Raw genomic sequence first — 23,642 nt, 5'->3', positions numbered from 1 at the left:
CCGTCTGAAACACGTCTTCAGACCGGTGTTTCCAAAAAGCGCTGTCCGTTGAAAGCCTTGCCGCCGACCGCCGTTGAGCGCCCGGAGGGCGATTTTCTTCAAAGCCCGGCAGCGGGCCGTTCCCGTGGCACCGGCGGTGTCCGGAACGGCGTTTCTAGTGGTTCGATTCTGACATTTGCATCCCCCTGCTGCTAGCGCTGGAGCAAATGTCAGAATCATAAGAACCACTAGATAAATATATGATTCTAGTGGAGCTTTTGAATTTGACATTTGAGCATCAGCCTAGCCGCGAGCGGGACTCAAATGTCAAATTCGCTCCACTAGCCCGGTGCCAGCAGCAGCCGTTCGCGCCGTCGGCAAGGATTTTGCCCCGGGGACAGGAGCATTCTGTGGTGCTTTCGCAGACACCTGTCCAGACAGAGGCTTCTCCGCGCTCACCCTCTCAGCCGCCTCGGCGCGCGGACCTGCGGCCTGCCTGCCGGGCTTCCTGCCCGCCGCCGTCTTCACATCCGCCTGGAAGCTTTCGGTCAGCGTGCGGCGGTTCCCCGCCTCGTCGTCATAGGAAAGCGTCATGCGGGGGCCATAGCCCTCGTCATCCGCCCAGCCCTGCTCCCAGTCGCTACCCGTCCTGGCGTTCGGCGACAGATACCAGTTTCCGGTCTTGATGCCTCGCTCCTTCAAAAGCGCTTCCGCGTCCTCGCGGATATAGGCATGGCCGTCACCGTGGAGATCCAGGTAGACGTTTTCGGCCGGATACTTGAAGACCGTTCCCTCTGCGTACGGGGAATATTTCGACGTCCCGTATGTGACGACAAACCGCTCGGTCGCCAGCAGATCCGCTGCTTCCTCGTCGCCGTTCATGTCCACATAGCTCCGTTCACGCAGGTCCATGTAATCCTGCTTCGCCTGCGCCTCTTCTTCCGGCGTGGTGCCAAGCCGGAGGAACCGGTCGTAGGACGTCTTGCGCTCCACGGCGGCCGCCCCTGCCGGACCCTGTCCCAGCATGGAAGCCGCTGATCCGGCGGGCACCACCTCCAGGATCTGTCCTGCGTCCTGGCCGGATGCCGCCTCCGGCCCGATGCCCGGTTCGGCGGGCAGAGCCGGGCCGCCGGCACCAGCCGCATCGCTCATCACCTCACCCGGACGGCCGCCGTTCGCCGGCGAGAACCCGGGGTCGAGGATAGGCGCGGCGCCGGGGATCATCTGCTTGTTGGAGAGCGGCACGAACCCGCTTTCCAGCCCCGCCGTCGCCTCGGAAATCAGTGCATCCGTTAGCTCCGCGGCGGTTCCGCCCTCGCGCACCACCTTGGCGGCCGCGCCGTCTTCACCGGAGAGCGCCCCGCGCACGCCCGCCAACCGCGCGGCAACTTCCGCCTCGTCCTCGCCGCCGAACGCCCAGTCGAAGGCGCTTCCAATCGCCCCCGTCAGCGCGTCCCGGCCATAGACATAGGCCCCAAAAGCTTCCGACTGCTCCACATCCCTGGCGATTGCGGCCATTTGCTGGATGATCTCGTTGTCCGGAAAGGCCTCTCCATAAAGCTGCGTCACGGCAATGACGTCGTCGAGATTGCCGAGAATGTTCCAGGCCTTCTTCAGCGCCCCGACAGGCGTCAGAGAAACTGCAAGATCGACGCCGACTTCTGCTGCCATGGACTTCAGAAAGTCCTCGGTGAACTCCAGCCCCAATTCACGCGCGGCCTGCCCGAAGGAAATTTTCCGCTTCTCCGAATGCTCGTGTACCTTGATCAATACAGGCACTGCCGCAATACCGAGCAAGGTGGCATCCGCTCCGTTGCTGAATAAGTCCGTGAAATGCCCGATGAATTCTGGGGGCTTAACGTCAACGAAGTGTTCGGAAACCAGACCCAATGACGATCCGGCTAGCGCAACGCTGGGAAGCACAGTCGGCTTGCGAGAAGTGGTAGCACGGTCAGTCGTGTCAATTTCATCTGGACTGCCGCTTGGGAAGTTGGGAAACAATGCTACTTTTCTCTTGACGGCCTCAAGGTCGAATTGGTCAGAAATCGTGTCATTGACAATTTCGGCGAGTTTCTCTCGGTGTTGGATATTTGTCGGATCATATTCAACCCCATTAAAAAGCTCACGCACGAACTCGATGTCACTGACAAGCTTTTTCAGCTTCGCGTCCTGTTCCATTGGGCTGATAGACTCGTACCCGATCGTATAAAAGATCGATCCTTCATCGACAAACTCACTGCCGAAACCCTTATTCTGCGCTACACTGAACGCAAGTCCCATTTCGCTTCCGGTAAGAAAGGCTGTTTGGCTCGCGAGCTTGTTCTGATTGTCGATGTATGCTTGCGGATTGGCAGGATCATATTTGACGATGGGAGTATTTTTTTTAACATAGTCTTCTAGTTGAGTCGCATTTGACCATCCTTCGAGTATTATCTCAGCATTATCTTTGTTGAGCGGTACGGCAAAGTTTGGATTTGCGAAATTTACTTTCAAGACATTTGTTAGGCCAATCAAATAACTTTTCGCTATTTTTGGATCGTTATTACTGTTTGCGAGGATCCAATCTAACTTTTTTTTCAATAACCTCTGTATATTTGTCATGACGCCCTACGTGTTTTTGGAATATTGGATTAAATTCTTCAGGCAAACCCATAATATTATACTTGCGATTATCCCTCTGAATTTCGTCAAGCAAGTTCGGAATATCGAATATTTTGTGGTGATTTCCTTTTCCATCAGGCCATAATATTTGTGGAATCAAGTGATGATCTTGCAGATCTGCCAAGGTAGCACTCCATACGTAATTGCTCGATTTTTCGAGGGAAAGGCTGATCGACGCGCAGCTTGAGAATCCAAGGCGCGGAAGTTGTTCTGTGATTTGAAGAAAGAGAACGTTGTCTCTGCCGCAGTTTCCGGCGAATCCAGGACTACATCTCGGAGTTTTCGATCATCCGGCTCTCGGAATCGAAGTATTCGATATGAAGTTCTTTCTTCCGAACGAAAGAACCGAGCCCAAAATCACCGCAAGCGAGATGAACGGCCACGCGCAATACCGCTATGCCGTCGAACGTCAGTCACTTCCGATGAAGATGGAGAGCTGGTGCCGAGTGGAGATCGCGAGCGGCAGGAGATCGCATGAGGCGAATACTGACTATTGCACCAATCAAATGGTTTCGCACACGAGAGTGGTGAGTTTCGAACGGAATCGGAGTCACCATCGCAGCAACCCTTGAAACCGCCCAAGGGCAATGTCCTAACGCAGGCGTTTGCCGAACCCGTATTGAGTGGCGCTCGCCAGCCTCCTTTAGCGGGAAAAATGACACGTCGGTCTTGTCTTTGATTTCCCGGGATGCTGCCGTCTTCAAGATCTTCAGATGATCTTCGGCCACGGACAGGCGGATGCCAGTCTTGGCTTCTTAGGGCTGCATCGTGCGCGCAGGCAACAGCACACATATTTCACCGTGCTCTGCCGTCCGTATTTTCTAATAAACTCAGGATCGAACTTGGAGAACTACAAAATAAATCCGAAATATATGGATGACAAAATCAACAGAGAGGCCAATTTCCAGGAAATTATCTTATTAAAACTTCTGAAAACCACATAAAAAATCGCAAAAAATACAGACACAATCAAAAACAGCGCTGAGGTATTCGAAAAACAGTTCGTATACTCGACGGAACCACAATAATTTTTGGCTGTCGTCGACCAGAACAGCAACACCTGAAAAAGTAGAATGACCGACAAGTCGAATATGCAAAGAATTGCAATTTTGCCTTTACTCAATTCGCTCTCCCCGATCTGATCTGCATCATTCAGATGAAATCCAAATTTGTTCTATTTATGTTCTCAGCAACAATTTGCTCGGTCAGTTTTCCGGTCAAGCGGCTTCACGGGAAAAATGCCCACGAGATTGGCCGCTCAGCCACGTCAGGGCGGATCGCGTGCTCAAACGGTCAAATGTCAGTTGGCGCAACGGGTGGCTATCGCCAAAATTATTGTCCAGCAGACCGATGTCGCGGCTGATAACTTCAAAATCATACTTGTCCCTGTTCTGCCACATGAACTTGCGGATCGACATATCGGCGATTTCCCCGCCGCTCTTGTGCCGCTTTCCCTCCGGGTCGAACAGATCCGCCTCTTGCCTGCCTGTTTCCGTGTCAATTCCACTGACCGGATCGACCTTCACAATGCGGTGGGCATTGTCTTCAAGCCATTGCTGCAGAATCCTACCGCTGGGACTGTCCCACTCTTCAGACTTAATCAGCTCAGCTCGAAAATCTTTGCTGAAGAAAAACTTGTCTCCCCGGTTCGCGATCGCATTCAGCCCCTGAACCGGATACTCTCCAGACCCCGTTCTTCCTAGAAATGTCAGAAATTCGGAGGCATCGAGGAGGATGACCTTCTCTCTCATTTCGCCCCCTTGTCTGAAAAGACAATGTACTTTGAATATTCCTTTTCTGCGTACGCCCTAGTTTCCGGCGCCGTCAGGGATGTAAATTGCCTGCTCGCAACCTTGTAGGCCAAGCGGCGGCCAGGACGGAGGTTATCGTCATAGGGGATCTGCGTTTTCATCGCATACCAGCGTTCGAAATCGTAGACGGTTTCGTTGTCTACCCAGGGGCAAAGCTCATCAAAGCCCTCGTCATCCCGGTCGAAATCCGGATTGGCGTTAAGGTATTCAAACCACGCACCTGACTTCTTCAGTGCCTCAAGAATTTCCGGGTGTCTGAGGTGCAATCCGGCGAAATGAAGGATTGTTTCATAAGGCAATTTGGGTGCCCGGGGTCTTGCCGGGCTCCACGAACTGTATTTGTAGAAAAAGGCCCTGCCCTCTTCCGTCGCCTCATAGGCCGCCAGCTCTTCCCGCCAGCCGGTAATGTCATCAAAATCCGCCATTGGTTCCGCTTTCAATTTCCCAAAAATGTTCATGAAATGTTCTAACGCAGTTCTACAACCAGCGAAAGCGTTACTGCAACTGCCGCCCGATAGAGCGCACTTTCCCAACCTGATCGATTACAGGCAAGTTAGCTAAAGCCAGAAGTTCGGAAGCGTCGAGAAGAATGATTTTCTCTCTCATTTCGCCCCCTTGTCCGGAAAGGCGATATCCGTCGAATACTCTTTTTCCGCGTAGGCCCGGGTCTCTGGGGACGTCAGGGACGGAAGCTCTCCGATCGCAACCTTGTAGGCTAAGCGGCGGCCAGGAAGTAGGTTGTCGTCATAGGGGATCTGCGTTTTCATCGCATACCAGCGCTCGAAGTCGTACACGGTTTCGTTGTCGGCCCAGGGACAAAGCTCATCAAAGCCCTCGTCATCCCGGCCGAAGTCCGGATTGGCATTCAGATAATCGAGCCATGCTTCTGACTTCTTCATTGCCTCAAGAATTTCCGGGTGTCTGAGGTGCAACCCGGCGAAATGAAGGATTGTTTCATAGGGCAATTTGGGCGCCCGGGGTCTTGTTCGATCCCACGAACTGTATTTGTCGAAAAAGGCCCTGCCCTCTTCCGTCGCCTCATAGGCAGCCAGCTCTTCCCGCCAGCCGGTAATGTCATCAAAATCCGCCATCGGTTCCGCTTTCAATTTACCAAAAATGTTCATGAAATGTTCTAACGCAGTTCTACAACCAGCGAAAGCGTTGTTGCTATTGCCGCCCGACAGAACGCGCATTCCCGGCCCGATCGATTTCAGACCGGCTGGCTGCAGGCGCAAATTTCCAAGGTAACGTTATGTCTCTGTTTTTAGGCTTGTTTTGACGACGTGTCCAGCAAGCCACCCGGTCTGAAAACTGTCTTCAGACCGGAAAATCAGAAAAGCTCAGTCCGTTGAAAGCTTTCCGGCAAACCGCCGTTGAGCGCTCAAGATGCGTTTTTTGAGCCTCAGGCGCCGGACGTTCCCCCGGGTACGCACCGCCGCACGGAGAAGATGAAACCACAAGGGTTTCGGCGACGGAGTGGGCTCGTTTATGCGCCTGCCCCATTGGGGCAGGCAGGATCCATCCAACAGATCAGCTCACTCCGGGCCGGTCGCCAGGTCGAAACCCTCGTCGATCCAGCCGGTCACCCCGCCAGCCATGATCTTCACCGGGCGGCCGAGTTCCGCCAGCCGTAGAGCGCCCCGGGCCGCTCCGTTGCAATGCGGGCCGGCGCAATAGGTAACGAACAGGGTGTCCTCCGGCCATTTTGCCATCTTGGAGCGGATGATCTTGCCATGCGGCATGTTGATCGCCCCCGGCACGTGGCCCCTTTCGAACAGGGCCGGGCTGCGCACGTCCAGAAGCACAAAGCCGGGCTCTGCCTGCAACGCGTCGTGCACATCCCAGCAATCGGCCTCGAAGGTGAATTCGGCGGCAAAGTGCTCTCTGGCAAGATCGCTCGGAGCGGCGGGAACGGCGGTCACATTGTTGGTCATGAAGGTCTCCTTTCCCTGCCTTTGTCGCTGCAAGGAGGGCCTGTTGGCAATTGGCGCGAATGACACTATACGTAAAGATCATGACAAACTTGCCCCCATCGCCCTCCGAAGCTTCCGCATCCCTCACCGGTCCGCTCGTCGTTGCCCTCGTCTATGATGGCCTCTGCACCTTCGAGTTCGGCATCACCGCCGAAATCTTCGGGCTGGCGCGGCCGGAATTCGGCAACGACTGGTACCACTTTCAAAGCGCTGCCATAGACGAGGGCCCCTTGCGCGCCCATGGCGGCCTCACCTTTACGCCGGAAAACGGCCCGGATCTCATCGACGCGGCCGACATCATCGTCGTCCCGGGCTGGAAGGGCGCTGACTGCGCCGTCCCGCCGCCGCTCGCCGAAAGGCTCCGCCGGATCCATGAACGCGGCGCCCGCCTCGTCTCGATCTGCTCCGGCGCTTTTGTACTGGCCGCAACCGGCCTTCTGGACGGCCGGTCTGCCACGACCCATTGGCGTTACGCGGAAAAGCTCCGCGAAAAGCACCCCACCATCACCGTCGACGAAGCTTCGCTCTATCGCCTGGAAGACAGGATCTGCACGTCCGCGGGCAGTGCCGCCGGCATCGACCTGATGCTGGAAATAATTCGCCAGGACTACGGGGCCGAAAAGGCAAACTCTGTCGCACGGCGCCTGGTGGTCGCCGCCCATCGCAATGGCGACCAGGCCCAGTTTCTCGAGCGCCCCGTCGCGCAGCGCCCCGGCCACGAGATCGCGCCCCTGCTGGATCAGGTCAAAACCCGCCTCGCGGAGGATTGGACAATCGGCAGGATGGCCGCGGCCTGCCGCATGAGCGCGCGCACCTTCCAGCGCCGCTTCGCCGAGGCAACCGGCCTTGCCCCCGGTGACTGGCTGGTCCAGGAGCGCGTCGAAGCGGCCAAGTCGCTCCTCAGCCAGGGGCAGGAAGATATGGAAGGTGTCGCCGTCCGTGTCGGTTTCGGCAGCGCCCATGCCCTGCGCCATCACTTCCGCAGGAAGGTCGGCATCCGCCCGACCGACTATCGCGCCCAGTTCCGCTATCCTGCGGCTTGATCCCGCCGCGCGGGCCGCGTCCAGGCATACAGACAAAAGTCCTCGCCCCCGCGGCCATAGGACTTGAGCACGCCTTCCAGCGCCCCGCCAAGGGTCCGGATCCACCGGTGCGCGATGTCGTGGTCTTTCTGGGAGATCACCTGCAGCCGCCGGCAGTCCCGTTCGAGCACCGGCCTCAAGTCTCTCAGATGACGCGTGATCAGCGGCACGCAGCGGCGAAATCTGTCCGTGCCGAAAGCCCAGGCCTGCCAGTGATCCGGGTCGAAGGCCGAAGCATGGCTGAAACCATAGGCCGCCGCCGGCTGGCCGTCATACCAGACCGACCAGACCATGCCCGGCACCGCCGTTTCCAGCGCGCAGACCCCAAGCGCCCGCGTGTCCCAGTCCTCCCAGAGGCAGGCGATCTCGCGAAAATCCTCACCGCGCATGTTGGCTGCGATGAAACTGGCGTCGCGCACGCACAGCTCCCTGATCAGAAGTCGTTGAGCGGATCGCCGAGCGCCATCATCCGGCTGCCCTTTGTCGCCTGCACCGCCTTTTTCAGTTCCGCCCTGTCTTTCCATCCAAGTGCCTCGACCATTGCATCCGCTTCATCCGGAGACGACCCCAGCCGTTCCCGTATCTCTTCCTTGCTCTCGATCAGGATTCGCCCGCCTTTCATCTTCCAGCGATGGGCCGTCAACTGCGCCTTTACCGTCGCCGAGCGCTTGATGGCGAGGCCAAGTCCGCTCTTCGGATGCAGCGCTTCTCGGAACCGCCAAAAAAGCTCGGCCCGGAGGTTGTAGAACGGGATCTTGCTGTCCCTGGCGCAGGCGCCGGACTGGGCGGAAAAGATGCATTTTTCCGCCGGAATGCCGTTTTCGCGCGAAAGAAAGCCCACCGTGTCGCCGCCCCAGCCGCCGGTGCAATCCACCACGATCAGCGCATTGTCTCGCCGTTCGCGAATGATCAGCGAGCCCACATCCGCCCCGTCCCTGGTGTCCGATCCCCTGACGACGATGCTTTGCTCGAACCGCCTGCCATGCAGCGGCTGCAGCACCGTCCTGTCCTTGCCGCCCTGGGCGACATCCACCCCCAGCACCGACATCGGCGCATCCCTGTCGATACCTTCGTCAAAGCGCTGAAAGGCAAGATCCACCCAGTCGGACGGGATCACCTGCCAGTCATGATCCTGCCGCGCGGCCAGGAAATCGCCGGTCTTCAGCGCAGTGCGCATCGGTTCCGGCATCTGGTCCAGCTGGGCGTCATAATCTGCGCCGAGATAGCGGTTGTCCTGACGGCGGGCAGGGATGAAAGTCCGGCTCTTGGGCGTGCGGATCTCGCCCTCGATCTCCACCGGCTCCGGCCCGTCCACCCAGACGGTGCGGATGGCATCGCCGTCGTCGATGAAAACCGCCCAGAGCAGCTCGCCGGGCTTCACCTTGCCATAAAGCGAGTGCAGCGGGTCGAGCCAGGGCGCAAACCAGTCAGAAAGGAAATCCCCCTGCCCGCCAAGCGGCGGGTTGGTCGCAATCAGCCCGCGGCAGCGCTGGCCTGGCCGCGTCGAACGCAACCAGCCGAGCACGAAGATGATCTTGCGCGGGTCCATCTGCGCACCTTCGTCAAAGGCCTTCAGGTCATGGTCCCGCCCCTGCCAGTCTTCTTCCGAGCCCGGCAGGCCAAGATGGCCGAATTCGATGATGCGCTCGTCCGGCCCGACCCAGCGCGGCGGTGCACCGGTGATCTTGCCCAGCCCCGCCTGGCGCATCAGCGCATTCATGCGCTCGATCAGGCCTTTCAGCGATTTCAGCGACTGCCGGAAGATAACCGCCTTGTGGTGGGCAAAGAGCGCAAGCCCCGCGATCAGGTCCGTCTTGCCACCGCCAGCCGCCCCACCGTAAAGCGTCAGGTCCGCTTCGGAAAAATAGCCGTCTGTCTGCGGCCCCGGTTGCGGCCGCCACACCGCAAACTGGTCCAGCACCCCGGCTTCGTCCAGCTGCTTCTGCAGGGCGACCCGCTCTGGCGCCGGCATCCCGTCAATATGGTCAATCAGTGTCTTGAGGGCTGTCGCCATCCGTCCTTCTGTCCTTCCCGGTGAGTAGCGCCATGACGCCAAGGGCAATTTCCTCGGAACTTCTCGGCTTGAAACTCTCGATCCTGGCGGCATCCTCGATGCCGCCGAGAAGCGTCCAGCTTTCCAGCTCCGTCCGGTCCCGCCAGCCGGCACGGTTCTTCATGGTGAAGGTCCATGCACTGGCATTGAACTTCGCCAGATCGCCTTTGGCGCCGTCCTTGCCGATCTTTTCCCATTCCAGCAGCCCGCGCCTTGCCGCCTCCTCCAGCTTTTCCGGCGGGAAATCTTCGGGAAATTGTTCGGCGTGGTAGCGGATCGTCTTTCGGTCCGCGTCCGGAAAGCTCTCGATGGAGAAACCGGCGGCAATATGGGCGCAGAAGTCGTCACACAGCTTCTGCCGCGCCGTCCGCGTCGCAAATTTGCGCGCGGGTGCTTTGTCGTCAGGCAACATCATGCCTCGTTTCGATTTTCAAGGTGGGTGGAAGCGTTTAAATGGCTGCCGGCAGGGGCAACCCGCCGGTCCGGATGCGAAGATCTGCGGGATAGCACGCCCGGAGAAACGTGCCCTGAGAATCGCTCCCGGGCAAAGAGAAATTCTGGTTCTGAAAATGACTGCCGGATGTCCGGCCGCACTGCGCCAATCTAAATCGACTGAGGCTCTTTTTATCCGGTTTTGACGAACCTGCCTAGAAGGCCGTCTTGCCTGAAGGCCTTGTTTAGACAGGGTTTACCGTCAACCCGATGACTTCTCAGGCCTCTTTCTCCTGCCGGCATTGCGCGCCCTCAGCGAAAAATTCGAAAAAAACAAGAACACCCCCTCGGTTCGTCATCCTGGACGAAGCGCAGCGGAGATCCGGGACAGGGGAGGCAAGGGCTGTCGAGTTGACACTTTCAAGAATTGAGAAGCTTTTGGCTCCCCGGATCCGGCTCGCGCTGCGCTTGGCCGGGCTGACGCGTTGAGAGATCGGCAATGAACTTTTGTGCTTTCAGCGCTTTTCCCCCGCTCCATCTCCTCTGTCTCTCCCACCTCCCGCCGCTTTCCCATCCCGTCTCCCAAGGTCGCAACTCCGCCCGCGAAGCTCCTCCCCACCCAGTTCTCATCACATCCCGACGCCCCACATCACCCGCAAAGAGTCTTCCCACTCCGTTCTCACTTCCTGTCTCCATCTCAAGCCTCCTCGTGCAAGCTTGCCCCGGCCCCCCTTCTTCCTCACTTCCTCACTTCCTCATCCTCTTCCCCTTTCTTCCCCACCCCATCGCACGTATCCCCCTCCCCGCTTCCCCCTCCCCGCTTCCCCCGTTCCCCACTTCCCCCTTGACTCCCGCCTCGAAATCTAATTAGTTCGGTCATAGAACGAACTAATGGAGCGTAGCCTTGGCGGATCCCTCGAACATCTCCAGACGCATGTCCTTGAGCGCCATCGTTCAGGCGATTGCCAGCTACAGCCCGATTTCCCGGGCAAGCGTTTCCAAGATCACCGGGCTCTCCAAGCAGACCGTGTCGGAAATCGTCGGCAATCTGGAGGAAGAAGGCTGGGTGCGGACCGTCGGCCAGACCGAAGGCCATGTCGGCCGCCGCGCCGTCGTCTACGAGATCGTTCCGGATGCGGCCTCGGTTGCCAGTGTCGACCTCGGCGGTACCAAGATCCGCGTTGCCATCTGCAACCTCACCGGCGCCGTCGTCAGCGAACTGGTCGAGCCGACCGACAAGGCCGGTGGTGTTGCCGTTGTCAACCAGGTTGCCGATCTGATCCGCCGCGCGGCCGTAAAGGCCAGCGCATCGTTGAAGCTTCCGCGCGTTGCCGTCATCGGCGTTCCCGGCGCACCGGACCCGGCGACCGGCCGTATCCGCATGGCGCCGAACATTCCCGGCATTTCCGAGATCGATGCGCCTGCTCTCTGGCGCGAAGCCCTCGGTATCGAGATCTTCGTCGAAAACGACGTCAACCTTGCCGCCCTTGGCGAACACTGGCTGACGAAGCGCGGCGACCGGGACGATCTGATTTATGTCTCCATCGGTACGGGCATTGGCGCCGGCATCGTCATCGGCGGCCAGTTGCATCGCGGCCTCAACGGCGCCGCCGGTGAAATCGGCTACCTGCCCTTCGGCGCCGATCCGTTCGAGCCGGAAAGCCTGAAGATCGGCGCCCTCGAACGCGTCGCGGCGACCCACGCCATCACCGATCTTTATGCTCGCAAGACCGGCAAGATCCTGGACGTTCCGGATATATTCGATGCCGCCAACCAGGGTGATATTGCAGCCGGAGACACCCTTGATGAAACCGCCCGGCAGGTTGCCCGGGTCATGGCAGCCCTCGCCGCCGTCATGGATCCCTCCTGCATCGTCATCGGCGGCTCCATCGGTACCCGCGACGAGTTGTTCGTGCGGGTTCAGGGCTTCATGTCCCGCTGCTTCCCGCGCCCGGTCATGATCGAGAAATCGACCCTCGGCAATCATGCGGCCCTTGCCGGCGGTGCCTCGGTCGCCCTTTCCCGCCTGCATCTTTCCCTTTTCACCGAGGGCCTGAAAGGCGTCGAGATCGCCGTGCCGCCGCCTTCCATCGAGACTTTCCGGAAGGGAGCCGCCTGATGACCGGCGATCTCCACCAGAAGCTCCTCGCCGCGCAGGACCGGGAAGCAGACCAGAAACTGCTGCGGGACGCCATCGGCCGGGAAAGCGTCACCGGCAACGAGACCAATTTCGCAAGCTTCCTGCAAGACCGGATGGACGAGCTTGGCCTTGTAACCGGCTCCGGCGAATTCCTGCCCGGCCGCCTCAATGTCTGGGGCGAAAGCCGCAACGCTTCCGGGTCTGGCCCCAGCCTGATGTTCGTCGGTCACACAGACACGGTCCATGTCCGCGGTTGGGAAGAGAATTGGCGCGGTGCAGCTCAGGAGAGCCCCTTCGCCGGTGCCCTGATCGACGGTGAGATCTGGGGCCGCGGCGCCTGTGACCTCAAGTGCGGCATCTGCGCGGCGCTTGGCGGATTGCGGCTCTTGCAAAGGGCCGGATACCGCCCGGCCGGCACGCTTTCCTTTGCTTTCATCGGCGACGAGGAAAGCGGCGAACCCGGTACCGGCGTCAGCGCCGGTGCGCATGATCTGGTCAGACGCGTCAAGGACGGCACAATCTCCAGACCGGATTTCGCAGTCTATGTCGAACCGACAAAACTCGATGTCTATACGGCCCAGATCGGCTTCTTCATCGCCGACATCACCATCACGGGCAAATCCGCCTATTTCGGCACACCGGAGCTCGGGGTCGACGCACTCAAGGCCACTCACGCCATTCTCGGCAAGCTCTGGGAACATGAGGCTGAGCTCGCCACCGGGCCTGAGCACGACCTTGTCGGGGCCTCCTCCATTCTCGTCACCCATATCGGTGGCGGCGGCTACATCGCGGTTCCGGGCGAGTGTAAACTCTCCCTGATACGCAAGCTGCGCCCGGGCGAAAGCCTGGACGAGGCAGTAGCCGCCTTCGAAGCGACCGTTCACGGGGCTCCGATTGAGGACGGCATAACCATCAACATTGCCTATCCCGCGGGCCGCGATCACCGCTTCGGCGGTTCGCCGGTCGAAATTGCCCGTGACACCCCTGCGGCGTTGCAGCTTGCCGGCTGCGTCGCCGAAGCAAAAGGCGGCAGGGACCTGACGGGCGGCGCCATCGGCGGCGCGCCCTACTGGTCGGAATCACCGTTTCTCGTCAACGAGATCGGCTGCCCCGCCGTCTATTGCGCGCCTGGAGATATCAGCGTGGCGCACACATTCGAAGAGCGCATCGAGGTGGAAAGCTATCTGGCAGCCGTCAGGGCTTTTGCGCTTTTCGTCGCCGCCTATTGCGGCCTGGAAGACAAAGCAGACTGAACCAAACAAACAGAGGGTAAGACATGAAACTGCTTATCAAAAAACTGGCTACTTCCGCCCTTCTCGGGCTGATGTCCGTCTCCGCGATGGCCCAGACCGTAGGCCCGAACGGCGAAACCGCGACCCTTTCTGCGGATGTCACCGTTCCGGACGACAGCGTCGCCGCTATCCAGGCAGCCAACTACAAGGCCGCCCTCCTCTGGCACGACCAGTCAGACTTCGTGAATGCGGTCAGTGCAGGCGCAATGGACGAGTTCAAGCGCCTCGGCATCGAAGTTGTCGCCACCACGAGCGCGGGCTTCGACGCCGCCAAGCAGCGCAGCGACATCGAGACCTCGCTGGCCAAGGAACCCAACATCATCCTGTCGCTGCCGCTCGATCCGGTCACGTCGGCCGCCGCCTTCAAGGAAGCGCGCGACGGCGGCGTTTCGCTCGTCTTTCTCTCCAATCTGCCCGCCGGTTATGAGCATCCGCGCGACTATGCGGCCATCGTCACCGACGATCTCTTCCAGATGGGCAAGCAGGCGGCCGACGCACTCGCCTCGGCAATGGGCGGCAAGGGCACCGTCGGCTGGATCTATCATGATGCCGATTATTACGTGACAAACCAGCGCGACAACGCCTTCAAGACCACCATCGAGACCGACTATCCGGATATCGAGATCGTCGCCGAACAGGGCATCAGCGACCCGGCCCGCGCCGAAGAAATCGCCAATGCCATGCTGTTGAAGAACCCGGATCTCGGCGGCATCTATGTTACCTGGGCAGGTCCCGCGGAAGGCGTCCTCGCGGCACTGCGCGCCAACGGCAACAAGACCACCAAGATCGTGACGTTGGATCTTTCCGAGCCCGTCGCCGTCGACATGGTTCGCGGCGGCAACGTTGCCGCCATCGTTGCCGACGAAGCCTATGAGCTCGGCCGCGCCATGGCCGCTGCCGCTGCGCTGCGCCTTGCCGGCAAGGACGTTCCGGCCTTCGTTGCAGCCCCGGCCATCACCGTGACGGCGGACAATGTTGCCGAGGGCTGGAAGAAGTCCCTCAACATCGATGCGCCGGCAAGCGTGACCTCCGCGAATTGATCCGGCACCCGGCGGATGGTCTGAGCCGTCCGCCGGCTCCTTTCCTGGAACGAAGAGACTGAGATGACCCCCAACGCAGCGCTCCTGCGGCGCCTCGATCTGCAGCAGTCCGTTATATATCTGGGCTTTCTGGCGATCTTCCTGTTCTTTGCGGTCACGCTTTACGATGACGGCTTCCTGACCAGCCGGAACCTCACCAACATCGTGCTGCAGACAGCGCCCGCGACCATCATGGCCATCGGCCTGGTCTTTGCCCTGTCCGCCGGTGAGATCGACCTCTCCTTCGGCTCCGTCGTTGCGGTTGCGGCCCTCACCGCCGCCGTCGTCATGCAGACCTATCCGATGGTGGTCGGCGTCGTCGCGGGCCTTGGCGCCGGCGCGCTGATCGGCGCCATGAACGGTGTTCTTGTCGCCTATCTGCGCCTGCCGTCCTTCCTGGTGACGCTTGCCACCATGGGCCTCTTCGCCGGCATCGCCCGCTCCATGACGGATCTCAGATCCATCCCGGTGCTGAACGAGACCTTCACCGGCTTCTTCGGTTCCGGCAGCCTCTTCTCCATTCCCTCGCTCGTGCTCTGGACGATCGCCGCTGTCGTCATCGGCCATATCGTCTATCGCAACACCCGCTTCGGCGCGCATGTGCTGGCAACCGGCGACAATGCCCGCGCTGCACAGGTTTCCGGCATCAAGGTGCCGCGGATCCGTCTCGGCGTCCTCACCCTCTGCGGCACCATGGCGGGCCTTGCGGGTCTGCTTTATGCGGGCCGTCTGCAGGCCGCCAAATACACGCTCGGCGAAAGCGACCTGATGACGGTGATCGCCGCCGTCATCGTCGGCGGCACGGCCTTGAGCGGCGGCAGAGGCTCCATCGTTGGCGCCCTGCTGGGTTCGCTCCTGATGGGCATGCTCAACAACGGCCTGATCCTGATGGGGCTCGATGTCTCTGACCAGATGATCGTCCGCGGCCTCATCATCCTGATCGCCGTCGCCGTGTCCTTGCGCGACACCAGCCGGTAACCCGGAGAAGACTGATGTTTCTCGACGTTCTCATCCGCCGCAATCCGGCCTTCATCGAAGCCGCGATGGCCCTGCACCAGGCAGGAAAAATCCCGGCCAACGCCTATGTGCTCGATCTCGATGCCGTCGAACGCAACGCCCGCCTCTTCAAGGGCGAAGCAGACAGGCACGGCCTCAAGACCTTCGCCATGACCAAACAGGTCGGCCGCCATTCCGGTTTCTGCCAGGCGGTTCAACGCGGCGGCATCGACCGCTCCGTCGCCGTCGACATGGCCTGTGCCCTTGCCTGCGACCGCGCGGGCCTGAAAACCGGCCATCTCGGCCATCTCGTTCAGGTGCCGAAGCGGGAAGCCGCCTTTGCCGCCGCAAAACTGCAGCCGGACTACTGGACGGTCTTTTCCGATACCAAGGCCGCTGAAGCAGCGGAAGCGGCCAAGGCGGCGGGCCGGACCCAGAACCTGCTCGCCCGCATCCAGGCCGCAGGCGACACCTTCTATCGCGGCCACGAGGGCGGTTTCGATGCCGAAGATATCGTTGCCGTCGCCGATCGGCTCGACGCACTGAATGGCGCTGCCTTTGCCGGCATCACCACCTTCCCGGCGCTTCTCTTCGACCTCGAAACCCGCAAGGTCAAGCCGACACCGAACCTGACCACCCTTGCCCGCGCCGCCGAGGCGCTGGCAAAAACAGGCCGCAGCGGCATCGAGATCAACGCCCCCGGCACGACCTCCTCCGCAGTCCTCGGCGCGCTGGCGGAAGCGGGAGCAACCCAGTGCGAGCCGGGCAACGGCCTTCACGGCACCACGCCGCTTCATGCAGTCGAGGATTTGCCGGAAGATCCGGCCGTGCTCTACCTCTCTGAGGTTTCGCACCATCACGGCGGCAAGGCCTATTGCTTTGGCGGCGGGCTCTATATCGATCCCGTCTTCCCGAAATATCAGGTCCGGGCGCTCGTCTCATCGGCTCCGACCTCCAGCCGGTCCGACCTGCTTGACGTCGAGATCCCCGATTATTCGGCCATCGACTATTACGCCATGATCGACGCAACCGGTCCGAAGTCCCCGAAGGCAGGCGACACCGTCGTCTTCGGCTTCCGTGGCCAGGCCTTTGTCACCCGGGCTCTCGTCGTCGGCATCACCGGTGTCAGCACCGGCACTCCGAGCGTAACCACCATCGAGAACGGTTTTGGCGATGCCGTTGCCTGGCCGGGGGCCTACCAGCAATGAGCACAGCCAATCCCGTTCTTTCCCTGAAGAACATCCACAAGGCCTTTGGCGGCGTCGTTGCCATCGAGGACTTTTCGCTCGATCTTCAGGCCGGTGAGATCGTCGCCCTTGTCGGCGACAACGGCGCGGGCAAGTCGACGCTGATCAAGATCATCTCCGGCGTCCACAAACCGACCTCCGGCGAAATTCGCCTGGACGGGTCGCCTGCCAGCTTTTCCGACGCCAGTTCGGCCCGCAGTCTCGGCATCGAGGTCGTTTACCAGGACCTCGCCCTTGCCGACCAGCAACCGGTCTATATGAACATGTTTCTCGGTAGGGAACTCACCAAGCCGCCCTTCGGCCTCCTCGACAAGAAACGCATGCGCCGGGAGTGTCAGGAACTGGTGGACGAGCTGGATGTGCGCATTCCCTCCGCCGGCTCGACCATCCGCGACCTCAGCGGCGGCCAGCGCCAGGGCATCGCCATCGCCCGCGCCACCCACTGGGCCAGCAAGCTTGTTCTTCTCGACGAACCGACGGCCGCACTCGGCGTCGCCGAAACGGCCAAGGTCGAGGAGCTGGTTGCCTCGCTGAAGCAGCGCAATCTTGCCATCCTGATCATCAGCCACAGCCTCGACCAGGTCTTCCGTCTCTCCGACCGCATCTGCGTCCTGCGCCGCGGTCAGCAGATCGGCGTCCGGAAGACCAGCGAGACGGACAAGAACGAGATCATCGCCATGATCACCGGCGTCGCGTCCCGGGATTGACGCTGCATCCAGGTCAATGCAGGTTCCTGATGGACCGTTCTCACAGTCCATACCGCCGTGACCTACCGATAATCCCGTGGCGGTGTGGAACCGCCACGGCTCAGAACGGTATCGAGACGTTCACCGTCGCACCGTAAGAGCGGAAGTCGGACGTGCCGATACCGTCATAGAAGCCCTCGCCGGAGATGCGGATGTTTCGTCCAGGGATGAGCAGACCTGCACCGGCTTCCAGACGGGCGCGGAAGTCCTCGTCTGCCGAAGCAAGCGTTGCATCGGTCGGCGTGTCGTCCTGAAGCTTGTTGAAATCGTAGATGCCGGAGAGAGACAGATAGGGCGAGAACAGGATCCGGTCGTCCAGCATCATTTCCCAGGAGACCTTCGGCCCGAATTCAAGGCGTCCAAGGTCGAAGTCCTGCGAGGGGATAAAGCGTCCGAGCGTGTCTGTGTAGCTTTCCTGCTCTTCGTAATAGTAGGTGATGCGTGCAAACGGGCTCACCCGTGTTGTCTCGGTGAGCTTGAAATCTCCGGTCAGCCCGCCTTGCAACAGGAAGCGCTGCGTACGGAAGTCGTCCTCGAAAAGACCAAGCGCGTTGACGCTGTTATAGGACTGGCCGTAGGTCGCGATCCCGTCGAGATAAAAGTTCTGGTGCACACGCAAGACCGCATAGGGACCTGCCATCCAGCCGACACCGTCGGCGGAAGATCCAGCGGATCCATTGGTTTCCTCGGTCATGTCGAGCTGCCCCATCAGACCGAATACGGCTCTGTCCTTGTAACGGTAATCGACCCCTGCGAAGAACAGTCCCGTGTGGCTGTCACTCTCGTTGTTGTTGGTGATGGCAAATGTGCCCTCGGCCCAGAAATCCCAGCCGGACTGCGGGCTGAATTCGCCCTCGCCGCCCGTGGCGCCGCTGCCATTGGTGCCGCTCAAGATCGCCAGCGTGTCTTCTTCCGCAACCGCCGGCACTGCAGCCGTATAGCTCATGGTCCCGGATGAACTGAATTTGTCGAACACCGCGTAACGGTCAGGGTCCGCTGGAGCGGTCAAACCCGCCTGGGATCGATCCGCCCCCTGGCCCGCCGCCCCGTGGTGCCCTGCTCTGCCCTTTTGCAAGGATTCGGCGAAAGCCCGTGCCGAAAACTGGAAGCTTCCCGACCGGGTATAGGGTGTCACATTGAAGTTGAAGCCATTGCGACCGGACTGGTTGCCGAACGGCCCGCTGGTAAGCCGCGAGACGATATCCGGCTGGCCTGAAACGATCGTATTGGCCCGGTTGGTGACAAAAGAGGCGATGACCTCCTGGGTCTTGCGGACATCGGCTTCCGAATTCCGGTCGTTTGTGAGCGAGAAGCTGACACTGGTCAGCCCCGTGGCACTTGCGACAACCGAGTAGGCCGACAGGCTGCCTCCGCCGCCATATGTCGAAGCGGTCGAATTCGCTGTCATCGCCGAGCTGGTCGCAGTCCCGTCGGCCGCCGTCGTGACCGTTTCCGTATTCGTGCCCGTGCTGGCAAAGGTCAGCGAGGCATCGGAAGCAGGCGCCGTAAAGGTCACGCTGACACCCGAAACGCCGTTGCTGGAAGAATCGGTAACAGTCGCAACGAGAACCGACCCGAACTGGGTGCCGACTTCAGTTGACTGGCCGGAGCCGGATGTGACGCTCAGACCCGCTGCCCCGCCGGCAGCCGTACCGCTGACTGTAATGTCGAAGGGATTTTCATCCGCATCGTCACTGGCAAAGTTGAAGTCGAACCCGAAAGCACCCGCGGCGGTGGGCGTATAAGTCACCTGGAGCGTCGCCGTGCCACCGCCACTGCTCACCGAGGTGGAACTCAAGGAGAAACTGTCCACGGTTGCATTTGTCGTGCTGGTGACATTGCCGCCGACAGTTGGCGTCGTCAGGTTAAGTGTGTCCGTACCGCTGTTGGTGATCGTGTAGATGATGGTCGCTGATGTTCCAGGGGAACCGGAACTGGCAACCGTGTCCGTTCCGCCATCGGCGATCGCGCCGCTCTCGGACGAAGTGACACCGATCTCGGGAGCGCCGCTGGCGGTGCCGCTGACCGAAATGTCGAAGGGATTCTCATCTGCATCGTCATTGGCGAAATTGAAATCGAAGCTGTATCCGCCTGACGATGCCGGCGTATAGGAGACCTGCAGCGTTGCCGTACCGCCGGAGCTTGCCACGGTGTTGGAACTCAGCGCAAAGCTGTTGACCGTGACGTTGCTCGCCCCACTGACGTTGCCGCCGACCGTCGGCGTCGTCAGGTTCAGGGTATCGGTACCGGTATTCGTGATTGTATAGGTAATGACAGCCGCCGTTCCGGCTGTTGCGGTTCCCGGCACCGTGTCCGTACCACCGTCTGCAATTGCTCCGCTGGCAGAGGAACTCACGTCGATTTCCGCGTTGCCGGTCGCCGTTCCGCTTACCGTGATATCGTAATCGGCTTCATCCGCATCGTCGCTGGCAATGTCCAGTTCGAACGAGAATGCGCCTGCGATTGTCGGCGTGTATTGAACTGTAAACGTCGTCGTGGCCGCGCCTGCAAGGGAACTTGATCCGGGAGCGGAGATGGCATCGACGGTGACATTCGTTGCCGATGCACTGGTCGGTGTCCCGGTGATAGTCAGTGTCGCCGAGCCGGTGTTTGCGATGGTGTAGGTCAAGGTCTGCTGCACGCCGGCCGTCACGCTACCCTGGGCATCCGTACCGCCATCTGAAATAGATGTCGCCGCGGGCCGCTGCACATCGATCTCCGGGGAAGTCACCGTCAGCGTAGCAGACGCGGTCCCGGAATTGCCGAAACTCGAGGTCAGGTCACCCGACGTATTGGCGTAGGATCCGTCGCTCGCTGACGTGACATCCACGCTGACTGTGCAGGTCGCATTCGCTGCGGCGGTCCCACCGCTGTAGCTGATCGACGAGGCACCGCCGGCCGCCGTCAACGTCCCGCCGGTGCAGGTCGTGGACGCATTCGGCGTAGAGGCGACCGTAACGCCGGACGGCAGATTGTCGGTGAAATCGAGCGACGTCGCAGCGGATCCGTTGGCCGAATTGTCGATGGTGAAGGTAAGGGTCGACGTGCCGTCCTTCAGAATTGTGGACGGTGCAAATGCCTTGCTGAAGCCGGGCGTGCTGGTTCCGACACCCTGGACGTCAAAGGTGTAGGTGCCTTCATCGCCATCGTCGGAGACGATCGTGATCGTCGCAGTCTGCGTCCCTACCGATGAGGGGTCGAAGGTGACGGTGAAGGTTGCCGAAGATGACGCGTTGATCGTCCCGCTCGTCGTGCCGCTGACAGCGAATTGCGTGTTGTCCGAGGAGGTGACGCTCGTCAGCGTCAAGGCTCCGGTCCCGGTGTTCTGGATCGTGAAGGTATTGGCATTCGAACCGCTGGAGACAGCTACACTGCCGAAGTCCGTATCGTCTGTCGCGGACGGCGTATTGTCCCCGTTGACAATACTGGTGCCGTTACCCTGGACATTGATCTCGGGTGAGGCAACCGTCAGCGTGTCGGTCGCAGTTCCGGAATTGCCGAGACTAGAGGTAAGATCACCGGAGGTATTTGCATAGGATCCGTCGCTGGCGGCCGTAACGTCCGCGCTGACGGTACAGCTTGCAGCGGCGCTGACCGACCCGCTGGTGTAACTGATCGACGAGGCACCGCCGGTCGCCGTCAGCGTTCCGCCGGTACAAGTGGTGGACGCATTCGGCGTCGAGGCGACCGTAACGCCTGCCGGCAGATTGTCGGTAAAGTCGAGCGAGGTGGCGGAAACCGTGTTTGCGGTGTTGTCGATAGTGAAGGTGAGTGTCGACGTGCCGCCTGCCACGATTGTATCGGGCGCAAACGCCTTGCTGAATCCGGGCGTGCTGGTTCCGACACCCTGGACGTCGAAGGTGTAGGTGCCTTCATCGCCATCGTCGGAGACGATCGTGATCGTCGCCGTCTGCGTCCCGACCGATGTCGGATCGAAGGTAACCGTGAAGGTTGCCGAAGATGACGCGTTGATCGTCCCGCTGGTCGTGCCGCTGACAGCAAACTGCGTGTTGTCCGAGGATGTGACGCTCGTCAGCGTCAAGGCTCCGGTCCCGGTGTTCTGGATCGTGAACGTGTTGGCATTCGAACCGCTGGAGACGGCTACACTGCCGAAGTCCGTATCGTCTGTCGCGGACGGCGTATTGTCCCCGTTGACAATACTGGTGCCGTTACCCTGGACATTGATCTCGGGTGAGGCAACCGTCAGCGTATCGGACGCAGTTCCGGAATTGCCGAGGCTCGAGGTCAAGTCGCCGGTCGTATTGACAAAGCTGCCGTCGCTGGCGGCCGTAACGTCCGCGCTGACGGTACAGCTTGCAGCAGCGCTGACCGACCCGCTGGTATAGCTTATCGACGAGGCGCCGCCGGTCGCCGTCAGCGTTCCGCCGGTACAAGTAGTGGACGCATTCGGCGTCGAGGCGACCGTAACGCCCGCCGGCAGGTTGTCGGTAAAGTCGAGCGAGGTGGCGGAAACCGTGTTTGCGGTGTTGTCGATAGTGAAGGTGAGCGTCGACGTGCCGCCTGCCACGATGGTATCGGGCGCAAACGCCTTGCTGAATCCGGGCGTGCTGGTTCCGACACCCTGGACGTCGAAGGTGTAGGTGCCTTCATCGCCATCGTCGGAGACGATCGTGATCGTCGCCGTCTGCGTCCCCACCGATGAGGGGTCGAAGGTGACGGTGAACGTAGCCGAAGACGACGCGTTGATCGTCCCGCTGGTCGTGCCGCTGACCGCAAACTGCGTGTTGTCGGACGAGACGCTCGTCAGCGTCAATGGCCCCGTCCCTGTGTTCTGGATCGTGAACGTGTTGGGGTTAGTACCACCCGAAACGTCGACGTTGCCGAAGTCCGTGTCATCCGTCGCGGACGGCGTATTGTCCCCGTTGACAATACTGGTGCCGTTACCCTGGACATTGATCTCGGGTGAGGCAACCGTCAGCGTGTCGGACGCAGTTCCGGAATTGCCGAGGCTCGAGGTCAAGTCGCCGGTCGTATTGACAAAGCTGCCGTCGCTGGCGGCCGTAACGTCCGCGCTGACGGTACAGCTTGCAGCAGCGCTGACCGACCCGCTGGTATAGCTTATCGACGAGGCGCCGCCGGTCGCCGTCAGCGTTCCGCCGGTACAAGTAGTGGACGCATTCGGCGTCGAGGCGACCGTAACGCCCGCCGGCAGGTTGTCGGTAAAGTCGAGCGAGGTGGCGGAAACCGTGTTTGCGGTGTTGTCGATAGTGAAGGTGAGCGTCGACGTGCCGCCTGCCACGATGGTATCGGGCGCAAACGCCTTGCTGAAGGTCGGTTCGGTCGTACCTATACCCTGAACGTCAAAGGTATAGGTACCTTCATCCCCATCGTCGGATTCGATCGTGATCGTCGCCGTCTGTGTCCCCACTGATGAGGGGTCGAACGTAACCGTGAACGTTGCGGAGGATGACGCGTTGATCGTCCCGCTGGTCGTGCCGCTAACCGCAAACTGCGTGTTGTCGGACGAGACGCTCGTCAGCGTCAATGGCCCCGTCCCTGTGTTCTGGATCGTGAACGTGTTGGGGTTAGTACCACTCGAAACGTCGACATTGCCGAAGTCCGTGTCATCGGTCGCAGACGGCGTGTCATCCCCGCTGGCGATGTCGATGCCGTTGCCCTGGACGTTGATCTCGGGTGTTCCGACCGTCACGGTCGAAATGGTGAGATCCTCATCTCCAGCCCCTGCCGCATTGGTTAGAGTGAAACTAAACGCATCACCATCGTCATCCGTACCGGAAAAGGACAGAACGCAACCAGCTGAGGTGTCGCACTGAGGCGCCACATTCCCATTGCCGTAGACCCCATCCTGCGCAAGCGAACCGGAAATCGTAACGGAAGTGATGTTCTGGAACTGCATGAAGACTTCACTCGGAACCTGATCCAGATCATTGATGAAGAGGATTTCGTCAGCCCCATCGAAAGGTGTGGCGCAATCGCCGGAATCAAGTCCGATACTGGCAGTATCGGTACCGGTTGCAGGAACCGTGGAAAACGCGCAAGTAAATGCCGATGCATCGCCTGATGAAAATGCAGCCAAAGGCATCAAAATTAACAAAAATGCGAGATATTTTAAGACGACCTCCCTCAAAACGTCTCCCCTTTTCCTAAGAAGGACAAATTTAATTCCGAT

The 23,642-nt window shown here is 60.2% G+C and carries 17 protein-coding genes; 7 read left to right on the top strand and 10 right to left on the bottom strand.

The genetic code is table 11. From position 1 onward, the window contains the following. Positions 1-306: 306 nt before the first annotated feature. The 6 genes from ACX3M4_RS27500 to ACX3M4_RS27475 form a co-directional block, all read right to left on the bottom strand. Complete coding sequence (locus ACX3M4_RS27500) at positions 307-2,580, bottom strand: hypothetical protein (RefSeq protein ID WP_459356114.1); 2,274 nt, start codon at positions 2,578-2,580, stop codon at positions 307-309. Continuing rightward, the gene (locus tag ACX3M4_RS27495) at positions 2,522-2,764 is read right to left on the bottom strand and encodes a hypothetical protein (RefSeq protein WP_459356113.1); all 243 of its coding nucleotides are present in this window, start codon (positions 2,762-2,764) and stop codon (positions 2,522-2,524) included. Before ACX3M4_RS27495 ends, ACX3M4_RS27500 begins: the two co-directional genes overlap by 59 nt. Before the next feature lie 1,093 nt (positions 2,765-3,857). Then, positions 3,858-4,391, bottom strand: a complete 534-nt coding sequence (locus tag ACX3M4_RS27490; protein WP_459356112.1) for a hypothetical protein — start codon at positions 4,389-4,391, stop codon at positions 3,858-3,860. Further along, positions 4,388-4,909: a hypothetical protein gene (locus ACX3M4_RS27485; RefSeq protein ID WP_459356111.1), complete on the bottom strand. Its 522-nt coding sequence runs from the start codon at positions 4,907-4,909 to the stop codon at positions 4,388-4,390. Before ACX3M4_RS27485 ends, ACX3M4_RS27490 begins: the two co-directional genes overlap by 4 nt. Before the next feature lie 144 nt (positions 4,910-5,053). Next, positions 5,054-5,575, bottom strand: a complete 522-nt coding sequence (locus tag ACX3M4_RS27480) for a hypothetical protein (protein ID WP_459356110.1) — start codon at positions 5,573-5,575, stop codon at positions 5,054-5,056. A gap of 411 nt (positions 5,576-5,986) precedes the next feature. After that, the gene (locus tag ACX3M4_RS27475; RefSeq protein WP_459356109.1) at positions 5,987-6,385 is read right to left on the bottom strand and encodes a rhodanese-like domain-containing protein; all 399 of its coding nucleotides are present in this window, start codon (positions 6,383-6,385) and stop codon (positions 5,987-5,989) included. 80 nt (positions 6,386-6,465) lie between these two features. Between ACX3M4_RS27475 and ftrA the strand changes: the two genes are divergently transcribed. Beyond that, complete coding sequence (ftrA, locus tag ACX3M4_RS27470) at positions 6,466-7,467, top strand: transcriptional regulator FtrA (RefSeq protein WP_459356108.1); 1,002 nt, start codon at positions 6,466-6,468, stop codon at positions 7,465-7,467. On the opposite strand, the gene ACX3M4_RS27465 is transcribed toward ftrA, so the two are convergent. From ACX3M4_RS27465 to ACX3M4_RS27455, 3 genes are read right to left on the bottom strand one after another with little or no spacing between them, the layout of a single operon-like run. Beyond that, entirely contained in the window at positions 7,452-7,925 is a 474-nt protein-coding gene (locus tag ACX3M4_RS27465; protein ID WP_459356107.1) for a hypothetical protein, read from the bottom strand. The genes ftrA and ACX3M4_RS27465 overlap by 16 nt on opposite strands. 14 nt (positions 7,926-7,939) lie before the next feature. Beyond that, entirely contained in the window at positions 7,940-9,520 is a 1,581-nt protein-coding gene (locus ACX3M4_RS27460) for a hypothetical protein (RefSeq protein ID WP_459356106.1), read from the bottom strand. Beyond that, positions 9,492-9,968 (bottom strand): hypothetical protein, encoded by a 477-nt coding sequence (locus tag ACX3M4_RS27455; protein WP_459356105.1) that lies wholly within the window; start codon positions 9,966-9,968, stop codon positions 9,492-9,494. The genes ACX3M4_RS27460 and ACX3M4_RS27455 overlap by 29 nt, the downstream gene beginning before the upstream one ends. Before the next feature lie 927 nt (positions 9,969-10,895). Here ACX3M4_RS27455 and ACX3M4_RS27450 point away from each other — a divergent pair. The 6 genes from ACX3M4_RS27450 (at position 10,896) to ACX3M4_RS27425 (ending at position 17,452) form a co-directional block, all read left to right on the top strand. Further along, positions 10,896-12,110, top strand: coding sequence for an ROK family transcriptional regulator (locus ACX3M4_RS27450; protein ID WP_459356104.1), 1,215 nt, complete (start codon positions 10,896-10,898; stop codon positions 12,108-12,110). Continuing rightward, complete coding sequence (locus tag ACX3M4_RS27445) at positions 12,110-13,384, top strand: M20 family metallopeptidase (protein ID WP_459356103.1); 1,275 nt, start codon at positions 12,110-12,112, stop codon at positions 13,382-13,384. Before ACX3M4_RS27450 ends, ACX3M4_RS27445 begins: the two co-directional genes overlap by 1 nt. A 23-nt stretch (positions 13,385-13,407) precedes the next feature. Further along, positions 13,408-14,463 carry a substrate-binding domain-containing protein gene (locus ACX3M4_RS27440; RefSeq protein WP_459356102.1) on the top strand — a complete coding sequence of 352 codons (1,056 nt, stop codon included), beginning with the start codon at positions 13,408-13,410 and terminating at the stop codon, positions 14,461-14,463. Between the two features lie 63 nt (positions 14,464-14,526). Then, positions 14,527-15,480 (top strand): ABC transporter permease, encoded by a 954-nt coding sequence (locus tag ACX3M4_RS27435; RefSeq protein WP_459356101.1) that lies wholly within the window; start codon positions 14,527-14,529, stop codon positions 15,478-15,480. Between the two features lie 14 nt (positions 15,481-15,494). Beyond that, positions 15,495-16,706 carry an alanine racemase gene (locus ACX3M4_RS27430; protein WP_459356100.1) on the top strand — a complete coding sequence of 404 codons (1,212 nt, stop codon included), beginning with the start codon at positions 15,495-15,497 and terminating at the stop codon, positions 16,704-16,706. Then, positions 16,703-17,452, top strand: coding sequence for an ATP-binding cassette domain-containing protein (locus ACX3M4_RS27425; RefSeq protein WP_459356099.1), 750 nt, complete (start codon positions 16,703-16,705; stop codon positions 17,450-17,452). Before ACX3M4_RS27430 ends, ACX3M4_RS27425 begins: the two co-directional genes overlap by 4 nt. 100 nt (positions 17,453-17,552) lie before the next feature. On the opposite strand, the gene ACX3M4_RS27420 is transcribed toward ACX3M4_RS27425, so the two are convergent. After that, positions 17,553-23,369: a DUF7933 domain-containing protein gene (locus tag ACX3M4_RS27420; protein ID WP_459356098.1), complete on the bottom strand. Its 5,817-nt coding sequence runs from the start codon at positions 23,367-23,369 to the stop codon at positions 17,553-17,555. Positions 23,370-23,642 lie beyond the last annotated feature (273 nt).

It is taken from the genome of Roseibium sp. M-1, from assembly GCF_054515675.1.
Note: the sequence above shows the minus strand (reverse complement) of the source record. Positions and strands in the feature narration are given on the sequence as shown.